This window comes from Wolbachia endosymbiont of Drosophila incompta (assembly GCF_001758565.1).
GTDB lineage: Bacteria > Pseudomonadota > Alphaproteobacteria > Rickettsiales > Anaplasmataceae > Wolbachia > Wolbachia pipientis.
This window is the reverse complement of record NZ_CP011148.1, coordinates 811113-811696: the sequence shown is the minus strand read 5'-3', so window position 1 is coordinate 811696 and position 584 is coordinate 811113. Positions and strand designations below refer to the sequence as shown.

General features: G+C 39.2%; 1 protein-coding gene. It reads left to right on the top strand.

Annotated elements, in window-relative coordinates; all coding sequences use genetic code 11:
* Nucleotides 1-209: 209 nt before the first annotated feature.
* The gene (locus tag WG67_RS03615) at nt 210-569 is read left to right on the top strand and encodes a ferredoxin family 2Fe-2S iron-sulfur cluster binding protein (protein WP_010082412.1); all 360 of its coding nucleotides are present in this window, start codon (nt 210-212) and stop codon (nt 567-569) included.
* Nucleotides 570-584: the final 15 nt, after the last annotated feature.

Here is a 584-nt window from a genome sequence, read left to right as displayed (position 1 = left end):
CAAGAAGAAGGCACTAGGATGACAAGAAGAGGGCACTGCCGTCTTGGATGGAAACCAGTGTCAGCTACTTGCATAACACCCTTTTTTCTGGAAACCAGTGTCGGCTACTTGGATAACAAAAAATAGGCACTGGAATTGTAACGAGAGGCAAAAAGTAGTTATTACCTGTAGGATATAGAGAAATTAGTAAGGATTTTAATAGGAATAATATGCCATCTGTTACTTTTATTTTACCTGATGGGAGTAAGAAAAGCTATGAAGCTGCAGAGGGAGAAACTCTGCTCAATTTAGCCCACAGAAGTGATCCAGATCTGCTTGAAGGTGCATGTGAAGGTTCTCTTGCTTGCTCTACATGCCATGTAATTGTTGATCCAAAGTTTTATAATGCTGTAGAAATACATAACCCTATATCTGATGAGGAAAATGATATGTTAGACCTAGCTTTCGGCTTAACAGAGACATCAAGACTTGGGTGCCAAATAAAAATCACAAAAGATATCGACGGCTTGTGTGTAACCATACCAAGGGGTACAAGAAATATATCATTGGATAAACAGGGGAGTGATTAGCTATGCGTAAGATTT

Bases quoted from the DNA above. Each gene is read 5' to 3' on its own strand.
- WG67_RS03615 (WP_010082412.1), top strand. From the start codon at position 210: ATGCCATCTGTTACTTTTATTTTACCTGATGGGAGTAAGAAAAGCTAT.